A 19,243-nucleotide genomic window follows, 5' to 3' on the forward strand; every position below is an offset into this window, starting at 1 on the left:
ATGCGCATCTTCGATCCCCACATCCACATGACGGCGCGCACCACCGACGACTACGAGGCGATGTACGACGCCGGCGTCCGCGCCCTGGTCGAGCCGGCGTTCTGGCTCGGGCAGCCGCGCACGAGTGTCGGGTCGTTCCTGGACTACTTCGACACGCTGATCGGATGGGAGAGGTTCCGCGCCGCGCAGTTCGGCATCCGCCACCACTGCACGATCGCCTTGAACCCGAAGGAGGCGAACGACCCGCGCTGCCGCGAGGTGATGTCGGAGCTGCCCCACTACCTCGCCAAGGACGGCGTCGTCGCGGTGGGCGAGACGGGCTACGACTCGATGACGCGCGAGGAGGACGAGATCCTCGGCCAGCACCTCGCGCTCGGGATCGAGTTCGACCTCCCCGTCCTCGTGCACACCCCGCACCGCGACAAGGCCGTCGGCACGCAGCGCACCCTCGACGTCGTCGCGGAGTCCGGCATCCTAATGGAGCACGTGCTCGTCGACCACCTCAACGAGACGTGCGTCGACGCCGTCGCCGACAGCGGGGCGTGGATGGGTTTCTCGATCTACCCCGACACCAAGATGGACGAGCAGCGCGTGGTCGCGATCATGCAGCGCATCGGCCTCGACCGCGTGATCGTCAACTCCGCCGCCGACTGGGGACGCTCCGACCCGCTGAAGACGGCGAAGACCGGCCTGGCCATGCTCGATGCGGGCTTCAGCGACGACGACGTCGACCGCATCCTGTGGCGCAACCCCCGCGACTTCTATGCGCAGAGCGGTCGTGTGAACACCGAGCCCATCGAAGGCTTCGCCCCGGCGAGCCAGGGACCCGACCTGTTCGAGGGCAACACGGTCCTGCGCGGCACGGCCTCGCGGCAGGGAGTCTGATGCACCTCTCCTACTGCACCAACGTCCATCCCGCCGAAGACGTCACGGGCATCGTCCGCCAGCTCGACGAGCACGCGGGCCCGGTGCGCCGCGCAGCCGGCCTCGACCGCCTCGGCGTCGGACTCTGGATGCCGGTGGGGGTGGCATCCGTCCTGTCCCATGACGAGGGGGCCCGGGCGATCCTTGCCGCCGCTCTCGAACGCAACGGCCTCGAGCTCCGCACCGTGAACGCCTTCCCGTACCGCGGGTTCCACGACGACGTCGTCAAGCTCGCGGTCTACCGCCCCGACTGGACCACGGCCGAGCGCCTCGCCTACACCCTCGACTGCGCCCGGGCGCTGGCGGCGCTACTGCCGCCCGGTGCCGCGGGAAGCATCTCGACGCTTCCGCTCGGCTGGCGGGAGGGATGGGATGCCACCTCCGACGCCGCCGCCGAGGAGGCGCTGACCCGCCTGGTCGCGGGTCTCGCCGCCATCGAGCGCGAGACCGGTCGCACCGTGCGCGTGGGCATCGAGCCCGAGCCCGGGTGCATCCTCGACGACGTCGCCGACGTCGTGGCCTGGCTCGGCGCCCGCCCGGCCCTCATCGCCGACGGCTTGCTCGGGCTGTGCCTGGACACCTGCCACCTCGCCGTGTCGTTCGCGGACCCTGCCACCGTCGTCGCAGCGGCGGCCGCCGCGGGCGTGCGCATCGTGAAGGTGCAGGCGTCGGTGGCCCTCGAGGTGCCCGACCCGTCCGACTGGCGCACGGTCGCGTCGCTTCAGCCCTTCGCCGAGGAGCGGTACGTGCACCAGGTGCGCTCCTTGCGCGGCACGCACGCCGCCGACGACCTGCCCGAGGTGCTCGACGCGCACGATCCCTGGCCGACGGATCAGCCCTGGCGCGTGCACGTGCACATCCCCCTGCACGCCCGGCCGGCGGCACCGCTCCGCGCCACGACCGAGGTGCTTCTCGCCGCGATCGATGCCGTCCTCACCGCTCCGGGCGGCGACGACGCGCACCTCGACGTCGAGACCTACACCTGGTCGGTGCTGCCCGCCTCCCTGCAGCCCGTGACGCTCGTCGACGGCATCGCCGCGGAGCTGCGCTGGGTGCACGAGCACCTGCCGCACGCTGTCGCCGGGGTCCCGGCATCCGGAATCGGCGGAAGGAGTCTGGTGTGAGCAAGGTCCTCCTCCTCGACATCGTGGGGCTCACCCCGCGGGCCCTCGCGGCGATGCCGCGCCTGAGCGCCGTGGGGCGCCGGGGCGGTCAGGCGGGGCTCGACACGATCCTGCCCGCCGTGACGTGCAGCGTGCAGTCGACGATGCTCACCGGCCTCGCGCCGCGTGATCACGGCATCGTCGGCAACGGGTGGTATTTCCGGGGCCTCGGCGATCCGCTGCTGTGGCGCCAACACAACAAGCTCGTCGCGGGGGAGAAGGTGTGGGAGACCGCCCGCCGTTCGCGCCCCGAGCTGCGTACCGCCAATCTCGGCTGGTGGTTCGCGATGGGAGCGACGACCGACGTCACCGTCACCCCTCGCCCGATCTATCACGCCGACGGACGCAAGAGCCCCGACGCGTACGTGCGTCCCGCGGCCCTGCACGACCAGCTCGTGAGCGCGCTGGGGGAGTTTCCTCTGTTCCAGTACTGGGGGCCGACCGCGACCATCCGCAGCAGCGCCTGGCTCGCCGAGGCGACGCGCGGCATGATCACCGAGAGGTGGGGGCCCGCGCCCGACCTCGCGATGGCGTACCTGCCGCATCTGGACTACGACCTGCAGCGCTTCGGACCGAACGGCGCCGAGGCCGAACGCGCCGCCCGTGAGCTCGACGACGCCGTCGCGCCTCTGCTGGACGATGCCCTCGATCGGGGCTACACCGTTGTCGCGGTGTCGGAGTACGGCATCGAGCAGGCGACGCGGCCCGTCGACGTCAACCGGGCGTTACGGCGGGCGGGCCTGCTCGAGGTCTACGTGCAGGACGGCCGCGAACAGCTCGACCCCTGGACCTCCCGCGCCTTCGCCGTCGCGGACCACCAGGTGGCCCACATCTACGTTCCGGATGCCGCAGACCTGCGGCGCGTGGCCGAGCTGCTCGCCGAGCTCGACGGCGTCGACGAGGTGCTCGACCGCGAGGCGCAGGCACGGTACGGCCTCGACCATGAGCGCTCCGGCGACCTCGTGCTGGTGGCCGAGCCTGGTGCGTGGTTCACCTACTACTTCTGGCTCGACGACGACCGCGCGCCCGAGTACGCCCGGGGCGTCGACATCCACCGCAAACCCGGGTACGACCCCGCTGAGCTGTTCTTCGACCCCGCAGACCGCCTCGCCAAGGCGAAGGCCGGGGCGAACCTGGTGAAGAAGAAGCTGGGTTTGCGCTACGCCATGAGCACCGTTCCGCTCGATCCCACGTGCGTGCGCGGCACCCACGGCCGCCTGCCCTCGTCGCGGCAGGATGCGCCGATGGTGGTGACCAGCGACCCGGGGCTGCTCCCCGAGGTCGAGGCGGTGCCCGCGGCCGGCGTCCGCGACCTGGTGCTGCGAGGGCTCGGCGTCTGACGCGCCCGCCGGGCACAACGCAGGAAAGGGAGGCTCCTGCAGGTCTGCGCACCGCAGAGAACGGCGTTGGCGGTGGAAATCTCCTGCGTCGTGTCCGCTGGTGATGTCGTTCCCCGCGCGGTTGAACAGTTCCGGTGGCTTCGACCGGCTCAGCGACCGTCACGGCGCCGCGACACGCCACCGGGCAGACAGAAGGGCCGGGTGCCCCACGCACCCGGCCCTTCCGGTGATCGCTTCCGCAGCCCCCCGTTCAGCGCTGGCTGAACGCCGCGTCGAACGCCGCCCCGGAGGGCTCGTACGTCGACAACTTCCGCACGAAGCCGAGCGCCTCGGGCGCTCCGACCAGGCGGTCCATCCCCGCATCCTCCCATTCGACCGACAGCGGACCGTCGTAGCCGATGGCGTTCAGCATGCGGAAGGCGTCCTCCCACGGCACGTCGCCGTGACCGGTGGAGATGAAGTCCCATCCGCGGCGCGGATCCGCCCACGGCAGGTGCGACGACAGGCGGCCGTTGCGCCCATTGGTCAGGCGCTTCTTGGTGTCCTTGCAGTGCACGTGGAAGATCTTGTCCTGGAAGTCCCACAGGAATGCGACGGGATCGATGTCCTGCCACACCATGTGCGAGGGATCCCAGTTGAGCCCGAACGCCTCGCGGTGCCCGATCGCCTCCAGCGCCCGCTTCGTCGTCCAGTAGTCGTAGGCGATCTCCGAGGGGTGCACCTCGTGAGCGAAGCGCACACCGACCTCGTCGAAGACGTCGAGGATCGGGTTCCAGCGGTCCGCGAAGTCCTGGTATCCGGCATCCACCATCTCCTCGGTGGCGGGCGGGAACATCGCGACGTACTTCCAGATGCTCGATCCGGTGAAGCCGGTCACGGTCTTCACCCCCAGCTTGGATGCCAGGCGCGCCGTGTTCTTCAGCTCCTCGGCGGCGCGCTGACGCACGCCCTCCGGGTCGCCGTCGCCCCATACGCGGTCCGACACGATGTCGCGGTGGCGCTGGTCGATGGGGTCGTCGCAGACGACCTGGCCCTTGAGGTGATTGGAGATGGTCCACACTTTCAGGCCGTTGCGCTCGAGCACGTCGAGCTTCCCCTGCACGTAGGCCTCGTCATCCCAGCGCCAGGGGTCGAGGTGGTCGCCCCAGCAGGCGATCTCGAGGCCGTCGTAGCCCCATTCGCCGGCGAGCCGTGCGACCTCGTCGAAGGGCAGATCGGCCCACTGGCCGGTGAACAGCGTGATCGGTCGCGTCATCGCGGAAGTCCTCTCATCGGTGCGGATCGGGGATGCGGTTCAGGATGCCGCGAGCACGCGCTCGACGGAAGCGACGGCCGACGGCGATTCGACGCCCGTCCAGACGCCGTCGGCGTCGGAGCTGCGCGCGACGGCGTCCAGCACCTCTTGGACGTGCAGGCCGTCGGCGAACGAGGGGCGGGGGTCGTCACCGGCGGCGACCGCCTCGACGAAGTCCTTCGCTTGGTGCGAGAAGCCGTGCTCGTAGCCGAGCATGTGGCCTGTGGGCCACCAGGCGCCGACGTAGGGGTGCCCGGGCTCGGTGACGAGGATGCGACGGAAGCCTTGTTCGGTGTCGGGGAGGGTCGCGTCGTAGTACTGCAGTTCGTTGGGGCTCTCGAGGTCGAACGAGAGCGAGCCGAGGGAGCCGGCGATCTCGACGCGCAGACCGTTCTTTCGACCGAGGCGGAAGCGGGAGGCCTCGAACGAGGCGAGGGCGCCGGATTGCAAGCGGCCGGTGAACAGAGCGAGGTCGTCGACGGTGACGGCGCCTCTCTCGGTGCCCGCCGAACCCGACAGGCCGGACGATGCCGCGAGGACGGGGCGCTCGGCGACGATCGTCTCGAGGACGCCGGCGACGCGGGTGAGGCGCTGGCCGGTCATGAACTCGGTGATGTCGACGGCGTGCGCACCGATGTCGCCGAGCGCACCGGACCCGGCGCGGTCCTTCTGCAGGCGCCACGTGAGGGGGGCTTCGGCGTCGCTCAGCCAGTCCTGCAGATATTCGGCGCGCACCTGGCGGATGTCGCCGAGGCGGCCGGCGGCGATGAGGTCGCGCGCGAAGGTGGTCGCGGGAAGGCGGCGGTACGTGAAGCCCACCATCGACCGGATGCCGTTCACAGCGGCGGCAGCGGCGGCATCCGCCATCCGTCGGGCTTCGTCGACGGTGTTGGCGAGGGGCTTCTCGCAGAGCACGTGCTTGCCGGCTTCGAGGGCGGCGATGGCGATCTCGGCGTGCGTGTCGCCGGGGGTGACGATGTCGACGACGTCGATGTCGTCGCGCTCGAGCACCTCGCGCCAGTCGGTCGAGCTCTCGGCCCACCCCCATGTCTCGGACGCGGCCCGTGTGCGGGCGGCGTCGCGTCCGACGAGGACGCTCATCTCGGGGGCGAGGGGGAGATCGAAGAAGCGGGGAGCGACGCGCCATCCCTGGGAGTGCGCGGCGCCCATGAATCCCGCGCCGATCATGGCGATGCGAAAGTGCTGGGTCACGATGAGGTCTTTCTGTGGGGGGAACGAGGACGGGGCGTCCGCGACGAGCGCGGACGCCCCGAACCAGGTCAGGACTCGAACGACAGATCGATGAAGGACGCCACGTTGTCCTTCGTCACGACCGGTGCGTCGAGCACGATGCGGTTGGGAACGCTCGGGGTGATGAGGTCGCCCGCAGTCTTGCCCTGGGCGATGAGGCGCGCGAGCGCGATGCCGTCGGCGGCCTGCGTCGAGGGGTAGATGACCGTCGCCTCGAGCGGGGTGTCGCCGGCCTCGATGGCCTCCATGGCGTTGCGGCTACCGGCGCCACCGACCATGAAGAACTCGTCACGACCGGACGCAGTGATGGCGGCGAGCACGCCGATGCCCTGGTCGTCGTCGTGGTTCCAGATGGCGTCGATCTTCGGGTTGGCCGACAGCAGCTGCGAGGTGGAGGACTCCCCTCCCTGCACGGTGAAGTCGGCGGCGACGCGCGGGCCGACCTCGAGGCCGCAGTCCGACAGGGCGTCGGCGAAGCCGGCCGAGCGGTCCTGGGTCAGCGGCAGCGAGTCGATGCCGGCGATCTCGGCGACGACGGCGTCGCTGTTGCCCTCGAGCTGCGCGCAGATGTAGGTGCCGGCGCTGACGCCCATGCCGTAGTTGTCACCGAGCACGGTCGAGCGGGCGGCGAACGGGCTCGAGAACTCGCGGTCGACGTTGATGACCGGGATGCCGGCCTCCATCGCCTTGATCGCGACCTCGGTCAGGGCGGCACCGTCGCTGGGCAGCAGCACGATGGCATCCACGCCGTTGTTGATGAAGGTCTCGACGGCGGCGATCTGCGCGTTGACGTCGTTGGTGCCCTCGGCGACCTGCAGGTCGACGTCGGGGAAGCTCTCGGCGGCGGCGAGTGCGCCCGAGTTGATGGCGCCGAGCCATCCGTGGTCGGCGGCGGGGCCGGAGAAGCCGATCGTGACGGTGTCGCCGGTGGCGGCGTTCTCTTCGGTGCTGGTGCCCTGGTCGACGACGTTCTCGGCGTCGTTGTTCGAGCCCGTGCAACCGGCGAGCAGACCGACCGACGCGAGGACGGCGACTCCGGTGAGAACGAGACGGGAACGCGACTTCATCTGTGAGCGCATGTACTTCCTCCTTGAATGTGATGCAGCGGGGGTCGTCGCGGACGCGGGTCGTCCCGAAGGAAGGGTCCACTCTGACGGGGCTCACGCTAGCAGAAGTATCGGTTCGACAGTCAACTTTTGATATGACAGCGATAAAAGTTCGAGGAAGCGACGACAACGCTTCCTGTGGCGCCCCTCCACGCGGGGATGCGCAGGCCAGCCACCGCGACCCGACTGCATTTATGTGGGTCGCGCGTCGGAGATGCAGCGTGTTATGTTCGCTCCGTGATCAAAGTTGACCATGCGTCGTCATTACTCGAAGTCCGCGGCGTCACGAAGTCCTTCGCCGGGGTGCACGCTCTGCGCGGCGTCGACCTCGACGTGCGCGCCGGTGAGGTGCACTGCGTGCTCGGCCAGAACGGCGCGGGCAAGTCCACCCTGATCAAGACGCTCGCGGGGGTCCACCGACCCGACGGCGGCGCGATCACCTGGCAGGGGGAGGGCGTCGAGATCGCCGACCCGCAGGCGGCCATCGACCTCGGCATCGCCACGATGTACCAGGAGCTCGACGTCGTCGACGGTCTCACGATCGCCGAGAACATCTTCCTCGGACACGAGCTCGCTCGCGGGGGCTTCACGAAGCGCTCCGCCGCCGCGCGGCAGACGACCGAGCTGCTGCGCCGCCTCGGGCACGCGAGCCTCTCGCCGCACACCGAGGTCGGCTCGCTCAGCGCCGCCAACAAGCAGATCGTGAGCATGGCGCGTGCGCTGTCCCACGACATCAAGCTCATCATCATGGACGAGCCGTCGGCCGTGCTCGACAGCGAGGAGGTGAAGAACCTCTTCGCCGTCGTGCGGGAGCTGACCTCCGAGGGCATCGCGGTCGTCTACATCACGCACCGCCTCGAGGAGATCCGCGAGATCGGCGACCGCATCACCGTTCTCAAGGACGGGCGCACGACGGCGGTGGGACTCCCCGCCGCCGAGACGCCGAAGTCCGAGCTCATCCGCCTCATGACCGGTCGCGAGATCACCAACGTCTTCCCCGAGCGCGCGCCGATCGCAGCCGACGCCCCCGTCGTCCTCGAGGTGAAGGACCTCGCCCTCCCGGGCGTCTTCTCCGACGTCTCGTTCACCGTTCGCGCGGGGGAGGTGGTGGGACTGGCCGGTCTCGTCGGATCGGGCCGCTCCGAGATCCTCGAGACCGTCTACGGGGCCCGCCGCTCCTCGGGAGGAAGCGTGAGCGTCAAGGGGCGCACGCTGCCGCGCGGATCCGTGTTCGCCGCGGTCCGCGCCGGGGTCGGCCTGTCGCCCGAGGAGCGCAAGAGCCAGGGCCTCGTGCTCGACGAGCCGATCTACGTCAACGCCACTCTCGCCTCGATGTCACGGTTCGCCAAGGGCGGGTTCCTCGACGACCGCTCGGCGCGACGGGTCGCCGTGGAGCAGATCGACGCCCTCGAGCTGCGCCCCGCCGACCCCGACCGCGCGGCCCGCACGCTCTCCGGTGGCAACCAGCAGAAGATCCTCCTCGCCCGCTGGCTCATCCACGGCACGGACGTGCTGCTTCTGGACGAACCCACCCGCGGCGTCGACGTCGGCGCGCGCGCCGAGATCTACGCGCTCATCCGTGACCTCGCCGCCGCCGGCAACGCCGTCGTCGTGGTCTCGAGCGAGATCGAAGAAGTGCTGGGCCTCGCCGACATCGTGCTCGTCGTGGCCGATGGTCAGATCCTGCGCACGCTCCCCTCCCACCAGATCGACGAGCACGGCGTGCTCGACCTCGTCATGAAAGGATCCGCCGCGTGAGCGAGCCGACCACCCCGACCCGTGTACGCACGGTTCCCGCCGAGGCCGGCATGACGCCGGCCTCGCCCTCATCGACATCGCCGGTGCGGAGGTTCTTCTCCGGTTCCGCCGGCCGCAACATCGGCCTCGTCGTCGCCCTCGTGGTGATGATGATCGTCGGCGCCATCTCCGCTCCGGGCACCTTCCTCACGGTCGACAACATCTTCGTGATCCTCCGTCAGGCCTCGATCACGGGCGTCGTGGCCATCGCCATGACTCTCGTCATCATCGCCGGCGGCATCGACCTGTCCGTCGGATCGGTCGTGGGCCTCGCATCCGTCGTCGGCACCCTCGCGGTCGTGCAGGATCTGGCCGATTCGATGCACTGGATCGTCTTCGTGATCTTCGCGCTCGCCGTAGGCGCGGCCGCGGGCCTGATAAACGGCATCGTCATCGCATACGGCAACGTCGTGGCGTTCATGGCGACCCTGGCCATGCTCGTGGGGGCGCGAGGTCTCGCCGAGATCCTGGCCGAGCGCCGCACCCTCGTCGTCGAAGACCGCAGCTTCATCACGTTCATGAACTCCGACATCCTCGGCGTCAACATGCTCGTCTGGATCTTCTTGATCGTGGCGGTGCTCGGCTGGGTGCTGCTGAACCGCACCACCTTCGGCCGGCGCACCATCGCCATCGGCGGCAACCGCGAGGCCGCGCGCCTGGCGGGGATCAACGTCAAGCGCCACGTCATGTGGCTGTACGTGCTCGTGGGGCTGGCTTCCGGAATCGCCGGCGTCATGTTCCTCGGGCGCACCACCGCGGGAAGCTCCACCAACGGTCAGCTCCTCGAGCTCGACGTCATCGCGGCGGTCGTCGTCGGCGGGACGCTCCTCGTGGGCGGTCGCGGAACCATCACCGGCACCGTGTTCGGCGTGCTGATCTTCGCGACGCTCACGAACGTGTTCATCCAGAACAATCTGTCTTCTTCGGTCCAGGCGGTGGCGAAAGGTGTCATCATCGTGGTCGCGGTGCTCCTGCAGCAACGCTTCTCCCGCCCTCCCGGACGGAGCTGACACACCCTGTGCCGAGGGCGGCTGCGTAAAGTGCGTAGCCGCCTTCGGCATGTGGACTGAACACATGTCAACTAATGGTGTACTGAGGGCGTGAAGAGGATGACGACAGATTCCGTGCAGTCGGTCAACGGCGTGAGCCAGTTGTTCCAGCTGCTGCGAGACGGGGTCCCGCGCACCCGCGCGGAACTGGCCAAGTCCACCGGCTTGGCGCGGTCCACCGTCGCCGTGCGCGTCGACGAGCTCATGCGGATGGGTCTGATCACCCCCGTCGCCGACGCCGTGTCCACCGGCGGTCGCCCTCCGTCCCAGTTCGCGATCAACCCCGCCGCGAAAGTCGTCGTCGCCGTCGACCTCGGTGCCTCGCACGGCACGGTCGCCATCGCCGATCTCACGGGCAAGGTGCTCTCGGAGAAGACCGGCGAGATCGACATCGCCCTCGGCCCCGAGCCGGTACTCACCTGGCTCGTCGAGACGGCATCCGCCCTGCTCACCGAATCGGGACGCTCGGCCTCCGACGTCGCGGCCATGGGCATCGGCGTCCCCGGACCCGTCGAGCACTCCACCGGGCAGCCCGTGAACCCCCCGATCATGCCCGGCTGGGATCGCTTCGACATCCCCGGCTGGATCAACCGCCACATGCCGGTGCCCGTGCTCGTCGACAACGACGTCAACATCATGGCGCTGGGCGAACGCAGCGTCGCTTGGCCCGCGGTCGAGCACTTCATGTTCGTCAAGGTCGCCACCGGCATCGGCACCGGCATCATCTCCGACGGACGCCTGCAGCGCGGCGCGCAGGGCATCGCCGGTGACATCGGTCACGTGCAGGTCGCGCGCGGCGCCGACATCCCGTGCCAGTGCGGCAATCGCGGATGCCTCGAGGCCCTGGCATCCGGTCCCGCCATCGCCCGCGCCCTGCGCGCGCAGGGGATCGAGGCGCACACCGGCTCCGACGTCGTCGACCTGGTCAAGCGGGGCAACATCGACGCGATCCAGGCCGTGCGCCAGGCCGGCCGCGACATCGGCGAAGTGCTCACGACGTGCGTCAGCTTGATGAACCCGTCGGTCATCGCCATCGGCGGTTCGATGGCGCGGGTCGGCGAGCACCTCATCGCGGGCGTGCGCGAGGTCGTCTACACCCGCTCCACGCCCCTCGCCACCGAGTACCTCTCGATCGTGCAGTCGGTCGCGGCTGAGAACGCCGCGGTCATCGGTGCGAGCATGCTCGCCGTCGAGCACGCCCTCGCTCCGGAGTCGCTGAACGCCGCGTTCCTGCGGGCCTGACCCCGCGCCTCGGCGCGATGCGCTCCCGCCGTGCACAACGGCGGGCCGTTGCGGTGACACGCCGGTTGTCGCGTCCCCCGCCGCGTCGTTGCGGTGACACGCCGATTCGGGATGCCGCCGGCCCGGCGCGTCGCGAATCGCCCCTCCGTTGCGGACCGCCCGTCGGCGTGCTCGGCCCGTCGGCGTGCACTTCGCTGCTCGGGGCAGGCGGCTCGCGGCCGTCGAGTGGGGCAGAACTCCTGCGGATCGGGCGTGGGCCGCCGCTCCGGGGTGGGTCCCGCGACACAACGCAGGAGATGTGCGCGGCAGAGCGACCAGAACGCGTGTACGCGCCGCGTCCGGGACGGATCTCCTGCGTTGTGTCCGAGCGGGGGCTCGCCGACCCGTGGGTGGGTCCGCGTACGGATGTTCCTCGCACGTCGCGCAGTGAGGACGCCGTCAGGGTGCCGTTCCTGGCAGATCGGCACCCTGCTCGCGCGACCCGGATAGGGGGCTGTGCGCATCGCGCCGTTCTGCGAGTCCCCGTGCCGCAGCGGAACGGAACCCACGCGAAACGCCCGCCGTGCCGCAGCACGACGGGCGTCGTCCATCGCTCGCGGCGTGGAGTGTCCCTCTCCACGCCGCGAGCGGGTCTCAGGGCCGGCGGGGGGTATCTCCCTCGGGGCCGGCGGGGTCCACCTACGGTTCGGAGACGGTCGCACCACCCACGGGAACCGTCTCGCGCTCGGCGTCGACGCCCGGCGCGCCCTCCGCCCGAGCCGCGGCCACCGCGGCGGCGAGCTCCCGGGCATGAGCGGCCTTCCGCCGGCGTGCGGCGACGATGCGCCAGGCGACGAACAGCGCGAGGACGAGGAGGATTGCCAGCGCCGTCCAGGGCATCGCAGCCGTGGACGCCGCCCCCTCCGACACGAGCGGATCGAGGGCCGAGGGCTCGGCGCCGGCGAGGGTCCGCGAGACGACCTGCGAGGTCGCGGTCACCTCGGCGGCGAGGAGGCCGAGCGGAACGACTCCCGCGACCTCGACGGTGCGCTGCAGCGAGCTTCCGGGCAGCAGCTCGGGGGCGTCGTCGTCGGCGGTCACGCCCGCGAGGCCGAAGGGGCCGCCGAGGGCGACGTCGACGGCGGGGTCGAGGCGCGTGTTGCCGGTGTTGGTGAGGGTGTAGGTGACGGTCGCCGAGCCCGACTCGATCGGGCTGGCCGTGCCGTGGTAGTCGACGACGACGTCGCCCACGGTCAGAGCCGGCGCGAGGTCGCCCTGCACGCGCAGGTGCACGCGGGAGCCGAGGCGCCGTTCGGTGATGGTGCCGTTGTCGGCGGTGACGCGCATGGATGCCACGACGCCCGCGGCGTAGTCGCCCGGAGAGGCGTCGGCGGGCACGGTCACGGTGAAGGGGACCTCGGCGCTCGCGCCGCTGTCGAGGGTGAGCTCGGGCGTTTCGATCGAGACCCAGCTGCCGAGATCGGTGGATGCCACGCCCCCGGCGAGGATGTCGAGGGAACCGTCTTCGGTGAGGAAGCCGTCTGCGGCGTACACCGAGAGCGTGATCGGCTGGGGACTGCGGTTCGCGACATAGAGCGCGTCGCCGACCGTCCCCCCGGGGGCCAGGTCGTAGGCGTAGTTCGGCCGGTCGCGCCCCTGCGCGGTGTCGGCGGGTTTGACGCTCCACGTCACCGCGGTATCGGCGGAAGGAGCGGCGGCGGTCGCAGAGGCGGCGGAGGGAGCGGCGGTCGCAGAGGCGACGGCGGGCGTTCCCAGCAGAAGGGCCGAGGCGGCGACAAGGGAGAGGAGAAGACGGACGGGGGAGGATTTCGCCTGGGACATGGGCGTGGCTTTCGGTGAGAGGAGGGTCCGTCGGGGCCGCGCTCGAGAGGAACGCGACCCCGACGGGAGGGGATCAGCTGAGGGCGGTCAGCGTCACGGTCGCGGTGTAGGTACCGCGGGGGGTCTCGAGCGGGAGCTTGAGATCCAGGTCGGCGCCCACGAGCGAGCTGCCGCGCGCGTGGCCTTCATCGGCCGACGCGAGGGTGCGAGCCACCGACAGGCCCTCGCCCTCGTCGAAGCCCGAGGGGACGGGAGCACCGGCGACGGCGCCGCCCTGCGTCTCGATCACTCCGGGCGTCCAGCCGAGGTACTTGCTCGACACCTGCTCGCCACCGGCGGTGAAGTCCGACACCTGGGCGGTCAGCGACCATCCGGGGTTGCCGGCGCGGGTGTCCTGGATGCGGATCGGCACGATCTCCCCCTCGGCGTGGAAGTGGTCGAGTTCCTGCTCGGCCACCCCGAGGTCGACGAGCCGCGACGTTCCCTCGATCGACCACGTCAGCTCACCCGAACCCTGTGCGGGCACGGTCACGGCGATCGACTGGTCGCCGGCCGGCGGCGCGGTCGGCGCCTCGCCGGTGTAGTCGCCCGTGGTGGAGCCGGCGCGCACGCCGGCGCCGAACACGGCGGCCGGGGTGTTCGCATCGAGTGCCAGAGCGCCGTAGACCGTGGTGTTCGCCACGCGCAGGTTGGCCGAGTTGCCCGTCAGCGACAGGCCGCCGCCGAACGAGTTGGCGAAGGCGTCGCTGCCGCCGTCGGCGGTGGCGCCGATGAGGACGTCGCGCGAGCTGCCGCTCACGGTGACGTCGCCCTTGACGATCGCGCCGGTCATCGACACGCCCCAGCCGGAGCGGTCGACCGACACGTCGCCGCCGACCGACGAGCGCACGACGTCGACGTAGTTCGCCTGCTGCGTGAGCAGGGAGCCCGTGATCGCGCTGTCCACGACCTCTACGTCGATGCCGCCGGCCTCCACCGACCCGCCGACACGCAGGTCGTTGACGTAGAGGAAGCCCACGGTGGTGTCGGCCGAGTAGGCGCTGATGTCGCCCTCGACGCTGGTGCCGTCGAGCGACACGCCGTACGCATCCGTGGCGATGACGTCTCCCGTGACGGTGACGGAGGTGGCATCCAGCCACCCGCCCTCCTGCACGACGATGTCGCCCTCGACGGTCGCGCCGCCCAGGACGCAGTCCGCGCCGCTGGGGACCAGCAGATTGCCGGAGACGGTCTGGCTGCCCAGGTCGTCGGTGCAGGTGAGGTCGGCCGCGTATGCGGGGACCGCGACGACGCTGCCCCCGATGACGAGGAGACCGATGGTGGTGAGTTTGGTGATCTTGTTCATGTGATCTTCCTCGTCGCTCAGCCGCGCAGGGCTGCGATGTTGTCGTAGCTGCGGTCGGCGTTTGCCAGCGAGTTGCCGGGGTTGACCGGCACCGTAGAGGCGTTGTCCTGCTCGAACATTCCGAACCGCTGGCCGCGGTCGCGCAGCTGCGAGAGGAACGCCGTGTAGTCGATGTTCCCGGCGCCGAACTCGACGATGTCGTAGCCGTTGGGGCTGTTCGGGTTCAGCTTCCCGTCCTTGAGGTGAAGGATCGGGAAGCGTCGCGGGTCGCGCTTGATGTAGTCGATCGGCTCGAAGCCGGGGTACAGGTGCTTTCCGACGTGCGCCCAGTAGACGTCCATCTCGAAGAACACCGTCTCGGGGTTCAGGTGCTGCCAGTACAGGTCGTAGACGCGCTCCTGGGTGTCGGTGGTGTAGCCCCACTCCTGGGCGTGGTTGTGGAGGTAGAGCTTGATGCCCGCGGCACGCCCCTTCTCGCCCATCTGGTTCCACGTGCCGATCGCCTGCATCCAGGCGTCTTTGGCGATGGGGCCGCCGTAGCCGCCGGCGATGGGTCCGCCCTGGCCCAGGTGCGGCATGCCGAGCACGTTGGCGATCTCGAGCTGCTGGTCGATGTTGTTCGGGTTCAGGTTGACGTGGGCACCCGTCGCGCGCAGGCCGTTGTCGTCGAGCAGCTGACGGATCTGCTGCGGCGTGATCGCGCCGACCTGGCCCTGCGTGTACCCGGCGAACTCGATCTCCGAGTAGCCGATGTTGGCGAGCTCCTCGAACACCGCGCGGAAGCCCAGCGAGCTGACCTTGTCGCGGACGGTGAACAGCTGGATGCCGATGCGGTTGACCGGGACGAGGCGCTTGCCGGCGCTGACCGGGGGAGCGGCAGCGGCCGCACGAGCCCCGAAAGCGGTGGATGCGGAGGCTGCGGCGGGCATGGCGGCGGCGCCGATGCCGACGGCGACGGACGACGCCGCCAAGGCCTTCAGCAGGGTGCGACGGCTCATGGGCCGATCGGGCACCGTGGGGTGCGCGTGGTCGTGGTGGTGACTCATGACTCTCCTTCGAGGTGGGTCCGCCCCGTTGCCGGGGTCGGCCGAGGGTGTGGTGGGGGTCGCAGCTGGGCGACCCCCACCGGGGTGTTACTTCTGGACGGTCAGGCTGGTGCTGCCGCTGCTCTTCGCGATGCCGGTCGACCCGGTGTAGGACGCCTGAACCTGGTAGGCGCCCACCGTGCTGAGCTTGGGCAGGGTCACCTGGACGGTGCCGTCTGCGCCGAGCGTTCCGGTGAGAGTGGCGACGACCGCGTTGTTGCGACGGAGGGTCACCGTGGCGTCGCCGGTCGGGACGATGCCCGTCGACGAGACCACCTGGACCGTGGCGACGGCCGCCACGGCGGGCTTCACCGGCGTGGGCGAGACGGCGACGGTGGTCGTCGAGCGCGCTTGCGACACGGTGAGGCGGCCGATGCCGGCCGAGCCCTTGAAGGTCTCGTCGGCGCCGTAGGTGGCACGCAGGGTGTGCGTGCCGACCGGCAGATCGGCGGGCAGGGCGATGACGGCGTTGCCGTCGGCATCCAGCGTTCCGCGGGCGATCTCGTTCTCGCCCACCGTCAGCACGACCTCACCCGTGGGGGCGCCGCCTTCGCCGCGCACCGCCACCGTCACGTCGCCGGGGGCGCCGTAGGTGACGCGCGGGGAGGCGAGCGTGACCATCGTCCGCGTGTCGACCGTCGGCTCGGTGGGAGCGTCGAGGTCGATCGTGAACGACACCGAACCCAGCTCCGACACGTTGCCGCCGGTGTCGGTGGCGCGGTAGCGGAGGTCGTACGTGCCGTTCTGGTCGAACGTCACGCCGTACTGCTGGTTGGCGGCGAGGTTGGTCCAGGTCGCGCCGTTGTCGCGCGAGTACTGGACGCTGGCGAGCGTGCCGTTGTCGGCGGCCTGCACCGAGAAGCGGACCGCCTCGTTGAACACGCCGCCGACGCCCGTCGGGGTGGCGGGAGCCAAGGTGTGCGCCACCGTGGGAGGCGTGACGTCGCCCACGCCGTCGCCGACCATGGTCAGCGAGTCGATGGCGAGCTCGTCACGTGAGGTGACGTACAGCGCGCCGGTGCCCTCGGGGGCATCGAACGCGACCTGCACGTCTTTCCAGCCGTTGCCGCCGGGGATCTTCGCGGTGGCGAAGGGCTCGGCGTCGGCGGCGCCCCAGCGCAGCTGGACCTCGCCCGCCCCGGTCGCCCGGACGACCGCACCGTCGATACCGGCGAAGTTCACCGGGTCGAAGGCGAGGAAGTCGCCCTGTCCGAGGCCGCGGATGGCGTTGCCGCCCGACGCGTCGGTGTCGGCGTACGTGGCGACACCCTGGCGGCGGATGGCGTGCTCCGCCTGCTGCAGCTTCGGGTTCAGTCGAACGGTCGCTTCACCCGTGGCGGCCGGCAGGCCGTTGGCGCCGCGGTCGGAATAGGTGACCACGACTGCGCCGTAGAGCAGGGCACCGGGGCCGTGCTCGGGCGAGTTCGGGTCGGTGCGGAAGACGCCCGTGCAACCCGTTCCCGAGACCTCGGGGTGTGCGTGCTCGTCGTGGCCGAGACCGTACGTCCACGTGACGCGGGCGCAGTCGGTGGCGGTGCCGTCCTCGGCGTCCGAGGTGGTGACCTTGAACGGGATGGCCTGGCCCCAGTCGAAGAACGCGCCGTTACCGGGGAACTCCACATTCACCTCGGGTGCCTGGTTGCCCACCGAGATCGTGCGCGAGGTCAGCCCGAAGCGTCCGCCCGCGTCGGATACCCGCAGACGCGCGGTGTAATTGCCGAGCTCCGTATAGGTGTGCGACGCGGTCGCGCCGGTGGCGTCGAAGGTGCCGTTGCCGTCGAAGTCCCACTCGTAGGTCAGGGCATCGCCGTCGGGGTCGGTCGAGGCCGTCGCGTCGAATTGCACCGTGAGGGGAGCCTGCGACGACGAAGTGGGCGTGGCGGTGAAGCGCGCCTGCGGCGACTTATTGCCGGCGACGTAGTCGATGCGGTACAGCCCGGCATCCGGGTTGGCCCGGAAGAAGCCGTCGCCGTAGTCGAGCACGTACATCGATCCGTCGGGACCGATCTCCATGTCCATGGGGTTGTCGTGCGTCGGCTGAGCGAGCGTGCTCAAAGCGGCGTTCGGCAGGAAGTCCTCGATGTCGGTGACCTCGAAGGTATCCCAGTCGAGCGTGAAGGAGGCGATGTAGTCCTGCGAGAACTCGCCCATGAACGCCTTGCCGTCCCAGTGGCGGGGGAGTTTCGTGGTGGAGGGGTTCGACTCGTCGTAGTGGTAGACGGGTCCGCCCATCGGGCCCTGGCCGCTGCCGGCGCCGAAGTTGACCAGTTCGTCCCACGGCTGGTCGCCGGGGTTGTCGCCGTACCAGAGGGTCGCGGGCTGCGCGGGCGGCAGGTCGGTGAGACCGGTGTTCCAGCGCGACTCGTTCTTGAGGTTCTGCGGGTCGAAGAAGGCGCCCGGGGTGGCGGAGGCGAAGTCCCAGTCGTTGTACGCCTGATTGTCTGCGTGCACGTAAGGCCAGCCGGCGTTCTGGGGCTCGTCGAGGCTGATGGCGTTCCACTCCACCAGGCCCATGGGGCCGCGGCCCGCGGTCTGCGCGACGGCCTTCGTCGCGTCGGGGCCGTAGTCGCCCCACGACAGCGAGTTGGTCTCGACGTCGACCTCGATGCGGAACGGGTTGCGCACGCCCATCACGAAGATCTCCGGGCGGGTGAGCTCGGTGCCGGGGGCGAAGAGGTTGCCCTCGGGGATCGTGTACGACCCGTCGTCCTCGACGTGGATGCGCAGGATCTTGCCGCGCAGGTCGTTGGTGTTGCCGGCTCCGCGACGCGAGTCGAAGCCGGGGTTGAATCCGGGGGCGTCGTTGTTGGGGGCGAAGCCGTTGGCGCCCGGGGTGGATGCCGGGGTGTTGTCACCCGTGCTCAGGTAGAGGTTGCCGTCGGCGTCGAAGCCGATGTCGGCTCCCACGTGGCAGCACTGCCCGCGCTGTACCTCGACGTCGAGGACGACCTGCTCGGTGGAGAGGTCGAGCTGGTCGCCGGTCCACTGGTAGCGGGAGAGGCGGTTCACACCCACCCACTGGTCCCAGTAGGACTCGTCGGCGCCGGCGGGCAGCGTGTTGGGCGCGTTGCCGGTGGGGGTGTCGGTCACGCCGTCGCCGTCGGCGTCGCGCGGCGAGTAGACGAGGTAGACCCAGTTGTTGTTCTCGAAGTCGGGGTCGATGGCGACCGTCTGCAGGCCGTCCTCGGAGTTGGCGTAGACGTCGAGGGTGTTCGTGACGCGCGTGACGCCCGTGGCCGGGTCGGTCAGGCGGACGTCGCCGTTGCGGGCCGTGTGCAGGACCCGCTTGTCGGGGAGCACCGCGAGGTCGATCGGCTCGCCCACGTTCTTGGTGAGCAGGACGCGCTCGTAGTTGCTCCAGTCGAGGGCGCCGGCGCCGTCGCCGGTGTCGCCCGGGTCGGGAGTGCCGGGGTCGGTGGGGTCTCCGTGATCGCCGCCGGGGTCGGTGACGACGGGGTCGGTCCCGTGGTCGTGACCCTCGTGGGCGAACGCCGGTGCGGGGGCCGCGGCGATGGCGCCCAGGCCCAGTGCGGTGGCCGCGAGGACCGCCGTCAACCGGGCTCGGACGGCCGGATGCCGAGAAGTAGAGTTCATCGTGAATACAGCTCCTGTGAATGCGTGCGAGTTGTTTTCACCGGGTCGCCACACGGTCGGTCTCAACGACTGTTTCGTGGCGGCCCGGGCTCATCGTGCGGTGGCTGTCGGCCACACGCGGGTACCTTCCTCCGCTCTTCATCGAGTTCGGATGGGTCGCCGATCGCCGCCTCTGCGGGGCGGATCTCGGTAGGACCTCGGGGGGATGAGTCGTTCGCATGGTCGGCGATGT

Annotated in this window: 13 protein-coding genes; 6 read left to right on the forward strand and 7 right to left on the reverse strand. The window is 70.2% G+C overall.

Annotation, left to right across the window (positions count from 1 at the left end; all coding sequences use genetic code 11):
* From FHS07_RS08170 to FHS07_RS08180, 3 genes are read left to right on the forward strand one after another with little or no spacing between them, the layout of a single operon-like run.
* Positions 1–885 carry a TatD family hydrolase gene (locus tag FHS07_RS08170; RefSeq protein WP_183419323.1) on the forward strand — a complete coding sequence of 295 codons (885 nt, stop codon included), beginning with the start codon at positions 1–3 and terminating at the stop codon, positions 883–885.
* Positions 885–2,048 (forward strand): metabolite traffic protein EboE, encoded by a 1,164-nt coding sequence (gene eboE / locus FHS07_RS08175; protein WP_183419324.1) that lies wholly within the window; start codon positions 885–887, stop codon positions 2,046–2,048. The genes FHS07_RS08170 and eboE overlap by 1 nt, the downstream gene beginning before the upstream one ends.
* Complete coding sequence (locus tag FHS07_RS08180) at positions 2,045–3,427, forward strand: alkaline phosphatase family protein (RefSeq protein WP_183419325.1); 1,383 nt, start codon at positions 2,045–2,047, stop codon at positions 3,425–3,427. Before eboE ends, FHS07_RS08180 begins: the two co-directional genes overlap by 4 nt.
* Before the next feature lie 250 nt (positions 3,428–3,677).
* Here FHS07_RS08180 and FHS07_RS08185 read toward each other — a convergent pair whose 3' ends face one another.
* The 3 genes from FHS07_RS08185 to FHS07_RS08195 form a co-directional block, all read right to left on the reverse strand.
* Positions 3,678–4,682, reverse strand: coding sequence for a sugar phosphate isomerase/epimerase family protein (locus FHS07_RS08185; RefSeq protein WP_183419326.1), 1,005 nt, complete (start codon positions 4,680–4,682; stop codon positions 3,678–3,680).
* A 39-nt stretch (positions 4,683–4,721) separates the two neighbouring features.
* Positions 4,722–5,909, reverse strand: a complete 1,188-nt coding sequence (locus tag FHS07_RS08190) for a Gfo/Idh/MocA family protein (RefSeq protein WP_183419460.1) — start codon at positions 5,907–5,909, stop codon at positions 4,722–4,724.
* A gap of 92 nt (positions 5,910–6,001) precedes the next feature.
* A complete protein-coding gene (locus FHS07_RS08195; protein WP_183419327.1) occupies positions 6,002–7,051 on the reverse strand; it encodes a substrate-binding domain-containing protein in 1,050 nt (349 codons plus the stop codon).
* A gap of 186 nt (positions 7,052–7,237) precedes the next feature.
* On the opposite strand from FHS07_RS08195, the gene FHS07_RS08200 reads away from it, so the two are divergent.
* From FHS07_RS08200 to FHS07_RS08210, 3 genes are all read left to right on the forward strand, one after another.
* A complete protein-coding gene (locus tag FHS07_RS08200) occupies positions 7,238–8,836 on the forward strand; it encodes a sugar ABC transporter ATP-binding protein (RefSeq protein WP_183419461.1) in 1,599 nt (532 codons plus the stop codon).
* A complete protein-coding gene (locus FHS07_RS08205) occupies positions 8,833–9,885 on the forward strand; it encodes an ABC transporter permease (protein ID WP_183419328.1) in 1,053 nt (350 codons plus the stop codon). Before FHS07_RS08200 ends, FHS07_RS08205 begins: the two co-directional genes overlap by 4 nt.
* Before the next feature lie 99 nt (positions 9,886–9,984).
* Positions 9,985–11,166, forward strand: a complete 1,182-nt coding sequence (locus tag FHS07_RS08210; protein WP_183419329.1) for an ROK family transcriptional regulator — start codon at positions 9,985–9,987, stop codon at positions 11,164–11,166.
* Between the two features lie 678 nt (positions 11,167–11,844).
* On the opposite strand, the gene FHS07_RS08215 is transcribed toward FHS07_RS08210, so the two are convergent.
* The 4 genes from FHS07_RS08215 to FHS07_RS08230 all read right to left on the reverse strand — a co-directional run bounded on the left by FHS07_RS08215 (position 11,845) and on the right by FHS07_RS08230 (position 19,011).
* A complete protein-coding gene (locus FHS07_RS08215) occupies positions 11,845–12,987 on the reverse strand; it encodes a COG1361 family protein (RefSeq protein ID WP_183419330.1) in 1,143 nt (380 codons plus the stop codon).
* A gap of 73 nt (positions 12,988–13,060) precedes the next feature.
* On the reverse strand, positions 13,061–14,332 hold the full coding sequence (locus tag FHS07_RS08220) for a hypothetical protein (protein ID WP_183419331.1): 1,272 nt from the start codon (positions 14,330–14,332) through the stop codon (positions 13,061–13,063).
* A gap of 17 nt (positions 14,333–14,349) precedes the next feature.
* A complete protein-coding gene (locus tag FHS07_RS08225) occupies positions 14,350–15,378 on the reverse strand; it encodes a sugar phosphate isomerase/epimerase family protein (protein WP_246383157.1) in 1,029 nt (342 codons plus the stop codon).
* Between the two features lie 87 nt (positions 15,379–15,465).
* Positions 15,466–19,011: a PQQ-dependent sugar dehydrogenase gene (locus FHS07_RS08230; RefSeq protein WP_183419332.1), complete on the reverse strand. Its 3,546-nt coding sequence runs from the start codon at positions 19,009–19,011 to the stop codon at positions 15,466–15,468.
* Between the last annotated feature and the right edge of the window lie 232 nt (positions 19,012–19,243).

Origin of the sequence: Microbacterium proteolyticum (assembly GCF_014192415.1) — a bacterium.
Lineage (GTDB): Bacteria > Actinomycetota > Actinomycetes > Actinomycetales > Microbacteriaceae > Microbacterium > Microbacterium proteolyticum.

Excerpts from the sequence above, each read along its gene's own strand:
- FHS07_RS08170 (WP_183419323.1), top strand. The coding sequence starts at position 1 with ATGCGCATCTTCGATCCCCACATCCACATGACGGCGCGCACCACCGAC.
- eboE (WP_183419324.1), top strand. The coding sequence starts at position 885 with ATGCACCTCTCCTACTGCACCAACGTCCATCCCGCCGAAGACGTCACG.
- FHS07_RS08185 (WP_183419326.1), bottom strand. The coding sequence starts at position 4,682 with ATGACGCGACCGATCACGCTGTTCACCGGCCAGTGGGCCGATCTGCCC.
- FHS07_RS08190 (WP_183419460.1), bottom strand. The coding sequence starts at position 5,909 with ATGATCGGCGCGGGATTCATGGGCGCCGCGCACTCCCAGGGATGGCGC.
- FHS07_RS08195 (WP_183419327.1), bottom strand. The coding sequence starts at position 7,051 with ATGCGCTCACAGATGAAGTCGCGTTCCCGTCTCGTTCTCACCGGAGTC.
- FHS07_RS08200 (WP_183419461.1), top strand. The coding sequence starts at position 7,238 with ATGCGCAGGCCAGCCACCGCGACCCGACTGCATTTATGTGGGTCGCGC.
- FHS07_RS08210 (WP_183419329.1), top strand. The coding sequence starts at position 9,985 with ATGACGACAGATTCCGTGCAGTCGGTCAACGGCGTGAGCCAGTTGTTC.
- FHS07_RS08215 (WP_183419330.1), bottom strand. The coding sequence starts at position 12,987 with ATGTCCCAGGCGAAATCCTCCCCCGTCCGTCTTCTCCTCTCCCTTGTC.
- FHS07_RS08220 (WP_183419331.1), bottom strand. The coding sequence starts at position 14,332 with ATGAACAAGATCACCAAACTCACCACCATCGGTCTCCTCGTCATCGGG.
- FHS07_RS08225 (WP_246383157.1), bottom strand. The coding sequence starts at position 15,378 with ATGAGTCACCACCACGACCACGCGCACCCCACGGTGCCCGATCGGCCC.
- FHS07_RS08230 (WP_183419332.1), bottom strand. The coding sequence starts at position 19,011 with ATGAACTCTACTTCTCGGCATCCGGCCGTCCGAGCCCGGTTGACGGCG.